The organism is Streptosporangium sp. G11 (assembly GCF_051192615.1).
In the GTDB taxonomy this organism is placed as follows: domain Bacteria; phylum Actinomycetota; class Actinomycetes; order Streptosporangiales; family Streptosporangiaceae; genus Streptosporangium.
The window spans coordinates 169,357-178,815 of record NZ_JBPJUQ010000014.1; the positions used below are offsets into that span (position 1 = coordinate 169,357).

Genomic DNA, 9,459 nt, shown 5'->3' on the forward strand with positions numbered 1-9,459 from the left:
CGTCATGCCGATCGCCCTGGACGCGATGGGCGGCGACCACGCCCCCGACGAGATCGTGGCCGGAGCCGTGCAGGCGGTACGAGAGCACGGCATCTCCATCGTGCTCGTCGGCGCCCCCCGCCTCCTGTCCGAGGCGCTCTCCCGGTACGACGCGACCACCGAGATCCCCATCGTCCGGGCCGAGGAGGCGCTGGCCATGGACGAGGGCGCCCTCGCCAGCCTCCGCCGCCCGCGTTCCAGCATCGCCATCGCCTGCCACCTCGTACGACGAGGCGACGCCGCCGCCGTGGTCTCCGCCGGGTCCACCGCCGGGATCGTGGCCACCGGAAAGCTCCGGCTCCGGGGGCAGCCCGGGGTGCTCAGACCCGCCATCGCCGTCGCCCTGCCGACCAGGCCCACCCCGACCGTCCTGCTGGACGCCGGGGCGAACGCCGAGGTCAAGCCGGAGATGCTGGTGCAGTTCGCCCACCTCGGCGCCGCCTACGCGGAAACCGCCCTGGGGATCGAGAGCCCCAGGGTCGGCCTGCTGACCATCGGCAGCGAACCGGAGAAGGGCAACAAGCTCGTCAAGCGAGCCCACGAGCTGCTGTCCGCCGCCCCGGGCCTCGACTTCGCGGGCAACATCGAGGGCCACGATTTGCTCTCCCGCACCGTGGACGTCATCGTCGCCGACGGCTTCACCGGCAACGTGGCGCTCAAGACCATGGAGGGCAGCGTCCGCTACGCCTTCGCCGAGCTCCGCGACACGATCAACGAGAGCCGGACGGCCAGGGTGGGCGGCCTGCTGCAGAAGAGGCGCATCAGGGAGCTCCACCGGCGGCTCGACCCCGAGGTCCACGGCGGGGCCGTGCTGCTCGGCCTGAACGGCACCGTGGTCATCGCGCACGGCGCCTCGCACGCCAAGGGGATCAGCGCCGCCTGCGTGCTCGCGACCACGCTGGCCAGGGAGGGCGTGGTGAACCGCATCGGCGAGCGCCTCGCCTCCGCCCCCCGCACGCACCGCCTCTGGTGACCGCCCGCGGCGGCCCCCCTGGCGAGCTGACGACACTCCTTCGGTGACACGCCCCCGATGACGTGACACGCCCCGGATGACACTGACACACCCGGTACGGGCCGCCGCCCCCTGGTGACACCCGCCGATGACAGGCCGCGCACAGGCCACCCACCTGCGGTGATATTTCCTGTGTATGGGGTGACACCTCCCACCTCACACCGCGGCCCCGCGTACCCTGAATCCCAGTCGATCAACGGGGGACCGCGTGGAGCAGGTGGCGGAACGTGGGCTGACCTCGGCCGAGGTCGCCGAGCGCGTGGCCGCGGGACAAATCAACGACGTCAGGCGCCGGTCCAGCAGATCGGTCTCGGCGATCGTCAGGGCCAACGTCCTCACCCTGTTCAACGGGGTGATCGGCGCGCTCTGGGTGCTGATCATGATCTTCGGGGAGTGGCAGGACGGGCTCTTCGGACTGGTGATCGTGGCCAACGCGGGCATCGGCATCGTCCAGGAGCTCCGCGCCAAACGCACCCTCGACCGGCTCGCCATCGTCAACGAGTCCCCGGTCAAGGTCCGCAGGGACGGCTCCGACACCGAGATCCCGCCCCGGCAGGTCGTGCTCGGCGACCTCGTCCTGCTCTCCCCCGGCGACCAGCTGCTGGTCGACGGCGAGGCGGTGGACGCCGACGGGCTGGAGGTGGACGAGTCGCTGCTGACCGGCGAGGCCGACCCCGTGTACAAGCGCCCCGGCGACGAGGTCCTGTCCGGCAGCTTCGCGGTCGCCGGGAGGGGCTCCTACGTCGCGACCAGGGTCGGCCGCGACGCCTACGCGGCCAGGCTCGCCGAGGAGGCCAGCGCGTTCAGCCTGTCCCACTCGGAGCTGCGCGAAGGCGTCACGCGATTCATCAAGTACGTGACCTGGCTGGTCATCCCCATCGGCGCCCTGCTCACCTGGAGCCAGGTCAGCAGGCAGACGAGTGTCGGCGAGGCCGTCACCGGCACGGTCGCGGGCATCGTCACCATGATCCCCGAGGGCCTGGTCCTGATGACCAGCATCGCCTTCGCCGTCGGCGTGATCCGGCTGGGCAGGCGCCGCTGCCTGGTCCAGGAGCTGCCCGCGATCGAGATCCTGGCCCGGGTCGACACGCTCTGCCTCGACAAGACCGGCACCCTCACCTCGGGCGGCATGGAACTGGGCGAGGTCCGTTCGCTCCGCGACGACCTGCCCGTGCACGAGGCACTGGCCGCGCTGGCCAACCTCGACCCCGACCCCAACCCCACCGCTCGCGCCGTCCAGGCCCGCTACCCCGACTCCCCCGGCTGGACCGCCACCGCCAAGGTCCCCTTCTCCTCGGCCCGCAAATGGAGCGGCGCCGAGTTCGAAGATCACGGCGGCTGGGTCCTGGGCGCCCCCGACGTCCTCCTGCCGCCCGGCAGCCCGGCGTACGACGAGGCCGGGGCGCTCGCCGCCACCGGCCTGCGGGTGCTCGCCCTGTGCGAGGTCGCCTCGCTGCGCGACCCCGACGACCTCGGCACCGTCGAGGCCGCGGCCGTCGTCGTTCTCAAGCAGCGGATCCGCCCGGACGCGGCCGAGACCCTCGCCTACTTCGCCGAGCAGCGCGTCACCGTCAAGGTCATCTCCGGCGACAACCCCGAGTCGGTGTCGGCCATCGCCACCTCCCTTGGCATCCCCGGCGGGGATCGCGCGGTGGACGCCCGCACCCTGCCGGAGGACGACCCGGAGAAGCTCGCCGAGATCATGGAGTCCAACACCGTCTTCGGCCGGGTCAGCCCGCACCAGAAGCGGCTGTTCGTCGGCGCGCTCCAGTCGCGCGGGCACACGGTCGCGATGACCGGCGACGGCGTGAACGACGTGCTCGCGCTCAAGGACGCCGACCTCGGCGTGGCGATGGGCTCCGGCAGCGGCGCCACCCGGGCGGTCGCCCAGATCGTGCTGATGGACGACGGCTTCGCCAGTCTCCCCTCCGTGGTGGGCGAGGGCCGCCGGGTGCTGGCCAACATCGAGCGGGTCGCCGGGCTCTTCCTGACCAAGACCTTCTACGCGATCGTGCTCTCCCTGCTCACCGGGGTCATCGGGCTCGCGTTCCCGTTCGCGCCCCGGCACTCCACGCTGGTCAACGCGCTGACGATCGGCATCCCCGCGTTCTTCCTCGCGCTCGCACCGAGCAACGAGCGCGCCAGGAGCGGCTTCGTGCCCCGGGTGCTCCGCCTGGCGGTCCCCGCCGGGATCGTCTGCGCCACCGCCGTCTACCTGTCGTACTGGATCGCCCAGAGCGGGTCCTCCACCCTGGAGGAGAGCCGCACCTCAGCGGTGATCACGCTGTTCGTCGCCGCCTGGTGGGTGCTGGTCCTGGTCGCCCGCCCGTACGTCTGGTGGCGGGTCGCGCTCGTGGCCTCCATGGCCGGGCTGTTCGCGCTGGCCCTCGCGGTCCCGTTCGCCCGCGAGTTCTTCGCCCTCACCCTCGGCGGCCCCGCGGCCGGTCTCACCGCGGCCGGACTCGGCGTCGCCGCCGGGGTCGTGCTGACGGGCGTCTTCATGATCGTGCGATCCCGCCGTACGAGGCCGATCCAGGGTGATATCCAATCGGTTCAGGACCGGCCAGCCGATACCCTTGGAGCATGACCGACCCGCAGCTCGCACTGACCGAGCGCGTCCAGCAGGCGCTGGCCGCCGCCTTCGGTGCGGAATACTCCGACGCAGACCCGCTGATCCGTCCCTCGCAGTTCGCCGACTACCAGGCGAACGTGGCGATGAGCCTGAGCAAGCGACTGCCGGGAACCCCGCGGGAGGTCGCCCAGAAGATCGCCGAGCACCTCACCGGCCGGGCCGGAGACGCCCAGGACGACCCGTTCCCCGGCACCGTCGAGGTCAGCGGCCCCGGCTTCCTCAACCTGACCCTCTCCGACGAGTGGATCGCGGCGGGCGCCTCCGAGATCCTGGCCGACCCGCGCACCGGCGTGAGCCTGCCCACCTCGCCGCAGACCGTCGTGATCGACTACTCGGCGCCCAACGCGGCCAAGGAGATGCACGTCGGCCACCTGCGTACGACGATCGTGGGTGACGCTCTCGCCAGGGTCCACGAGCACCTCGGCCACAAGGTCATCCGGCAGAACCACCTCGGCGACTGGGGCACGCCGTTCGGCATGCTCATCGAGCACCTGCTCGACATCGGCGAGGAGGCCGCCGTCTCCCAGCTGGAGGCCGGCGAGGGCAACGCCTACTACCAGGCGGCCCGCCTGAAGTTCGACACCGACCCCGAGTTCAACGGGCGCGCCCGGGCCCGCGTCGTCACCCTCCAGGCCGAAGAGCCCGAGACGATGCGCCTGTGGCACATCTTCATGGACGCCACGGTCCGCTACTTCAACAAGGTCTACGTCCAGCTCGGCGTGACGCTGACCGACGCCGACCTCGCCGGCGAGAGCATGTACAACCACGTGCTCGCCCAGGTCTGTGACGAGCTGCAAGAACGCGGCATCGCCGTCCTCAGCGACGGCGCGCTCTGCGTCTTCCCGCCCGGCTACATCGGCCGCGAGGGCCAGCCGCTGCCCCTGATGATCCGCAAGAGCGACGGCGGCTACGGCTACGGCACCACCGACATGGCCACGATCCGCTACCGGGTCCAGGACCTCAAGGTCGACCGCATCCTCTACGTGATCGGCGCGACCCAGTCGCTGCACATGTCGATGGTGTTCGACTCGGCCAGGCTGGCGGGCTGGCTGCCCGACCACGTCAGGGCCGAGCACGTCCAGATCGGCAGCGTGCTGGGCTCCGACGGCAAGATGTTCAAGACCAGGAGCGGGAAGTCCATCAAGCTCGTGGAGCTGCTCGACGAGGCCGAGACCAGGGCCGCCGAGGTGCTCAGAGACAGCGACTACACCGACGCCGAGCGCACGGAGATCGCGCACGCCGTCGGCATGGGCGCGGTCAAGTACGCCGACCTGTCGGTCAGCCACGACAGCGAGTACGTCTTCGACTTCGACCGCATGCTCGCCCTGACCGGCAACACCGGCCCCTACCTGCAGTACGCCCAGGCCCGCATCCGCTCCATCTTCCGCAGGGGCGGGGTGGTCCCGGCCGAGGCGACCGGCCCGATCGTGCTCGGTCACCCGGCCGAGCGCGCCCTGGCACTGCAGCTCCTCGGGTTCGGCTCGGTCGTCACGGAGATGGCCGAAAACTCGGCGCCGCACAAGCTCGCCTCCTACCTCTTCGACACCGCGAGCGCCTTCACCACGTTCTTCGAGAACTGCCCGGTGCTGAGGGACGACGTCGACGAGGCCACCCGCGCCTCGCGGCTCGCCCTGTGCGCGCTGACCCTGAAGGTTCTGGAGACCGGCCTGAGCCTTCTCGGCGTCCCGGTGCCCGAGCGCATGTAACCTGTCCACCAGATGATCGTCTTTATTCGGAAAATGAAGGCGATCGTCTGGCAAAGTCATGTTCGGCGCGCCTCCCTGCGGGGATGTCCGAAGCGCAATACGCTGGCGCGGTCATCGGTCACAACTTCGGGGAGCTCTCTGCCTTGAGCACGGACCTGACCGCGAACTTGAGCACGGACACCGCGAACCCGAGCACCGGCCTGGCCGCGACGTTGGACACGGAGCTGACCGCGATCGTGGAAACGGGCCTGACCGCGAATGCGCACGCCGAGACCTCGCGGACCGACATATCGAACACCGAGACCTCGAACGCTGAGACCTCGCGGACCGAGACCTCTCACACCGAGAGCTCAAATCCCAAGACCTCGAACGCGGAGACAGAGCTGCGGCGCCGCGCCGACACTCTCCTCACCGAGCTGGCCGCCGGCACCGTCCCCACCGGGATGCCGGCGGGCTTCGAAGACGTGTCCGATCACTGGCTGGCTCCGGCCGTCGAGGCGCTCGTGCTGCTCATGCGGGGCGAGGAGTCACTCGAACCCCTCGCCCGCGCCGCGCAGCGTGACGAGCAGCGGACCGCGCTCTTCCTCTGCCTCGCCCTCGCCGTGGCCGGCCAGGGCGACCGCATCCACGCCTCATGGCTCGGTACCGCCTTCGGAGAGTTGTCCCTGGACCGCCCGGTGACCCACGGCCAGCGGGCGCTCTGGCTCGCCGCCGCCCGCGGGGCGTACGGCCCGGCGGGCAAGATCTTCGTTCTCCGCAAGCTCGACGCGGTGGCCGCCTCTCCCGCCTCCGAGCCCGACCGGTGGCTGCGCGCGCTGATCCCCGACGAGCCCTCCACGGCCGTGTCACCGGCCCTGGCCGGGTTCGGCGAGCTCGCCAAGCTCCCCGAGCTGGCCGCCCCCGTACACGCCGCCGCCCGGCTGGCCCACCTGCTCGACCGCTGCGCCGAGATCACCTCGGCCCGCGAGAGCAGGGCAGGCGACGGTGCCGCCGCCGAGAAGACCGATTCCGTGAGCGACTCCGTGGCTCGGGCAGACCGTGACGCGGCCGGTGAGGCAGGTGGCCGTACGGAGGAAGCGGCCGGGGAACTGGGCGATCTCGCGATCCTGGCCGCGGCGCGGGCGGACCGTTCGGGCGAGGCGAACGTCGTGTGGAGCGAGGACGAGCCGCTGACCGTGCTCCGCCAGCTGACGGGTTCCGGCACCCCTGAGCGGCCGACGAGACCGCTCACCGGCCACCTGCTCGGTGACCTGCGCCCGGGCTCCCACCCCTACCTGGCCGCGATCGCGCTGCACGTGGCCGCGCCCATCGTGCGGTCGGCGGGCGAGAGTCTCGCCGAGGCCACCCGCGCGGAGGCCCCCGAGTCGGTCACCATACCGATCCTCGGCCACCGCGTGACGCTCAGACCCGAAGGTCCGGACCCCGAGTCGCTGGGGGCCGCCGAGGAGCGGATCGCCACCGAGGGAGCGCCGGTGCGCGGCCGCCCCTGGGCCGCCTACGCGCTGCTCGCCCTGGTCCCGGTGATCCTCGTGGTCGCGCTCGTTCTCCCCCTCCTGCCGCTCGCGCTGCTCGCGCCCCTGCCGGCCGCGGGAGGCGCATACAGGCTGTGGCGCAGGCGGCAGCGTGAGCGAGCGGACGCCGAGTATGTCGTCACGCAGCTCGCCGAGCTCAGGGAGCTCGCCCAGGGCGCGGTGTGGGCACTGCACGAGTACGCCCACGAGTCGGAGGGCCGGATCAAGACAGCGACCTCCGACCTGACCGAACTCACCCGATTGCTCCGCCGAGGTCCCCGAGCGGGCTGACCGGCCACCACCGGCGTACTTCCCGGCTCACGCCGCCGATGCCTCTCGCAAGAACGGCCTCGCCATCCGTGTATATCGCCGGAGACGCCACGAACCTGCGAGGCGAGGTGGCATGTCTCCCGCGTGAGCAACCTCACCATCGGCACGTATCACCGGAAACGCCTCGAATCTATTGAGAGGCCTCGCGCTTCTCGCGCCGGCGGCCTCGCCATCGACACGATCCGCCGGGGGGTAGCGGACCTGCGAGACGAGGCCGGCACGCTTACCGCCACGCGGCTTCGCCACCGGCGCGTGCTCCCTCGCCGAGGCCGGCCTCGCACCCGTCCGGGCCCGATCGCTTCCGATCATTCAGGACCCGTACCGGCAAGGCCGCCCCGGTGTCAGCCGTTGGTGATCTCCACTTCGGCGGGGGCCAGCAGGAAGACCTTCTCCGCGATCCTCTCGATGCGTCCCTCGCAGCCGTACGCCAGTCCCGCGACGAAGTCGACCATGCGGGTGGCCTCGGCGGTGCTCATCCCGCTGACATCCATGATGACGGTCTGCCCGTCGCGGAAGTGCTGCCCGATGACCGGTGCGTCGTTGTACTTCATCGGCGTCAGCATCACGATCCGCGAAGGTTCGTTCATCGCGCGCCAGCGCTTGGCCGCACGCTCCGAGGCAGACTGCCAGTCTTCCTCCTCGCCCTCGACCTCGTCCTCGTAGTCGTAGGACTCGTCATAGTTCTCGGCCCCGCCCAGGCCAAGGTAGCTCGCCACCTTGCGCACTGCCCCCATCGGCTCGTCCTTTCGTCAGGATCACGCCGTACCCGGCCTGTCCCTACACCTTGGACGGTAACCGACGACAAGAAGTTCGCCACGCGACACGCCCAGCGCTTATTTCCACTTTGTACGGCTACCGCACTGGTTTGCCTGATCCCCGACTTTGCCCGATCCCCTGACCCAACTTCAACCGATATCTCCGGCGCCGCTAGCATCGCGTCATGCTCGTCTACACGGTCGATTCGTTTACCGATGAATTTTTCAAGGGTAACCCCGCCGGGGTCTGTGTACTCGGCAATCCAGTCCCTGACACCTGGATGCAGTCCGTAGCGGCGGAGATGAGGCACTCCGAGACAGCCTTCCTGCTCGGGGCGGAGGACGGCGGACCGTACCCGCTCCGTTGGTTCACGCCGGTGACCGAGGTGACCCTGTGTGGTCATGCGACCCTGGCCGCGGCGCATGTGCTGTATTCCACAGGAACGGTCCCAGAAACCCTCGAATTCTCAACGAAGAGCGGAATCCTGTCCGTGACCAGGGATAAATACGGTTTAATCAGCATGGATTTCCCGGCAAAAGTACTCCAAGCGATGAGCCCTCCAGAGGGCTTGATCGATGCGCTGGGAGTTAAACCTGTTTGGATCGGAAAAAATGTTTGGGATTATCTCGTGGAGGTCGAGTCGGAGGACGCCGTGCTCGCCGCCGCCCCTGACTTCCGGGCACTGGAGGCCGTGGACGCGCGGGGAGTCATCGTGACGGCTCGGGCCTCGCGCCCCGGCGCCGACTACGTGTCCCGATTCTTCGCTCCCCGAGTCGGAGTCCCGGAGGACCCCGTGACGGGCTCCGCTCACTGCGCGCTCGCGCCGTACTGGTCGGCCAAGCTCGGCTCCGACAGGTTGGTGGGTGCCCAGCTGTCGGAACGTGGGGGCGTGGTCCGCACGGCAGTACGGGGCGACCGGGTCGAACTCGCGGGAAACGCGGTGACCGTCCTTTCCGGCGAGCTCCACGTATAGGGTTTCATGTCCAGGATTCCGTCACCCCGGCTCGTTTCCAGGGTTCCTCTTCCCCGGACCTGCTGTGAACTTTTCCGGGACCTGCTGTGAACTCAAGAAGGCCCGTGAGCCCGGGAAAGGTCCCGCTGAGCGGGCCGTCAGTGGGTCAGCGGGAGGACCCCTGCGGAAGGGCCACGAGCGGGAAAGACCTGTGAAAATACGAAGGGCCCCCACCACTGGTGGGGGCCCTTCGAAAAGATTGTCCGGCGGTGACCTACTCTCCCACACCGTCCCCGGTGCAGTACCATCGGCGCTGAAGAGCTTAACTTCCGGGTTCGGAATGTAACCGGGTGTTTCCCCTTCGCCATAACCGCCGTAACCCTATGAAACACACAAACACCGTTTGTTGTCTCAGAATTGCGTAGTGGACGCGAGCAAAACAAGCAAGCTTGTTGCTTTGTGGTCAAGTCCTCGGCCTATTAGTACTGGTCAGCTCCACACATTACTGCGCTTCCACTTCC

6 protein-coding genes and 1 rRNA gene are annotated in these 9,459 nt (G+C 69.5%); 5 read left to right on the forward strand and 2 right to left on the reverse strand.

Features of this window, described 5'->3' with window-relative positions; translation table 11 throughout:
* Nucleotides 1-4 precede the first annotated feature (4 nt).
* From plsX to ACSDR0_RS16900, 4 genes are all read left to right on the forward strand, one after another.
* Complete coding sequence (gene plsX / locus ACSDR0_RS16885) at nucleotides 5-1,012, forward strand: phosphate acyltransferase PlsX (RefSeq protein ID WP_435289765.1); 1,008 nt, start codon at nucleotides 5-7, stop codon at nucleotides 1,010-1,012.
* A 247-nt stretch (nucleotides 1,013-1,259) separates the two neighbouring features.
* Nucleotides 1,260-3,638, forward strand: a complete 2,379-nt coding sequence (locus tag ACSDR0_RS16890) for an HAD-IC family P-type ATPase (RefSeq protein WP_435289755.1) — start codon at nucleotides 1,260-1,262, stop codon at nucleotides 3,636-3,638.
* The gene (gene argS, locus ACSDR0_RS16895; protein ID WP_435289756.1) at nucleotides 3,635-5,389 is read left to right on the forward strand and encodes an arginine--tRNA ligase; all 1,755 of its coding nucleotides are present in this window, start codon (nucleotides 3,635-3,637) and stop codon (nucleotides 5,387-5,389) included. Before ACSDR0_RS16890 ends, argS begins: the two co-directional genes overlap by 4 nt.
* A 143-nt stretch (nucleotides 5,390-5,532) precedes the next feature.
* A complete protein-coding gene (locus ACSDR0_RS16900; RefSeq protein WP_435289757.1) occupies nucleotides 5,533-7,191 on the forward strand; it encodes a hypothetical protein in 1,659 nt (552 codons plus the stop codon).
* Between the two features lie 380 nt (nucleotides 7,192-7,571).
* On the opposite strand, the gene ACSDR0_RS16905 is transcribed toward ACSDR0_RS16900, so the two are convergent.
* Nucleotides 7,572-7,964: a cell division protein SepF gene (locus tag ACSDR0_RS16905; RefSeq protein ID WP_435289758.1), complete on the reverse strand. Its 393-nt coding sequence runs from the start codon at nucleotides 7,962-7,964 to the stop codon at nucleotides 7,572-7,574.
* A gap of 206 nt (nucleotides 7,965-8,170) precedes the next feature.
* Between ACSDR0_RS16905 and ACSDR0_RS16910 the strand changes: the two genes are divergently transcribed.
* On the forward strand, nucleotides 8,171-8,959 hold the full coding sequence (locus ACSDR0_RS16910) for a PhzF family phenazine biosynthesis protein (protein ID WP_435289759.1): 789 nt from the start codon (nucleotides 8,171-8,173) through the stop codon (nucleotides 8,957-8,959).
* A gap of 240 nt (nucleotides 8,960-9,199) precedes the next feature.
* On the opposite strand, the gene rrf is transcribed toward ACSDR0_RS16910, so the two are convergent.
* A 5S ribosomal RNA gene (rrf, locus tag ACSDR0_RS16915) occupies nucleotides 9,200-9,316 on the reverse strand.
* Nucleotides 9,317-9,459: the final 143 nt, after the last annotated feature.

Coding starts and splice junctions, on each gene's coding strand:
- plsX (WP_435289765.1), top strand. CDS start 5: ATGCCGATCGCCCTGGACGCGATGGGCGGCGACCACGCCCCCGACGAG.
- argS (WP_435289756.1), top strand. CDS start 3,635: ATGACCGACCCGCAGCTCGCACTGACCGAGCGCGTCCAGCAGGCGCTG.
- ACSDR0_RS16905 (WP_435289758.1), bottom strand. CDS start 7,964: ATGGGGGCAGTGCGCAAGGTGGCGAGCTACCTTGGCCTGGGCGGGGCC.
- ACSDR0_RS16910 (WP_435289759.1), top strand. CDS start 8,171: ATGCTCGTCTACACGGTCGATTCGTTTACCGATGAATTTTTCAAGGGT.